Annotated in this window: 1 pseudogene; it reads right to left on the bottom strand. The window is 35.0% G+C overall.

The annotated features are described in order from the left end of the window. Positions 1 to 406, bottom strand: a pseudogene (locus ACX6CF_RS26240) (ISNCY family transposase); the annotation flags it as partial.

The raw sequence follows: 406 nt of genomic DNA, 5'->3' as shown, positions 1-406 counted from the left end.
TTGTTGGTCAAAATATGCCCCAACAACAGTTCCTGTAGCATCATCAACAGCAATATGTAGATGAGTTTTTTTATCCCCAAACCAAAAGTGTACAGAAGCATCCATTTGAATCATCTCACCTAAAAAAGCACAGCGTGGTCTACGAGGATGAGCATCTTCAAGAGCAACTATGTTTTCTGTAATTTTAGCAACCTCTTTCTTTGATTTAGTAGCATTTCTTTGTTTTTTCAACTTAAGACGCATTCTCTTTTTAGTAACACGTCTAGCTTTAGGTGAAAGCATCCCTTCAGACATAAGAATGTTTTGTACAGTACTTACAGAAACCTTGATTTTTTCATGGTCTTCTAGCAACTCGCAATAATGAGTGAAGTTTGTGTTATAATAATTTGTTCGATAAAGATTTAAG

The sequence above is a fragment of the Vallitalea sediminicola genome, from assembly GCF_054408565.1.
Note: the sequence above shows the minus strand (reverse complement) of the source record. Positions and strands in the feature narration are given on the sequence as shown.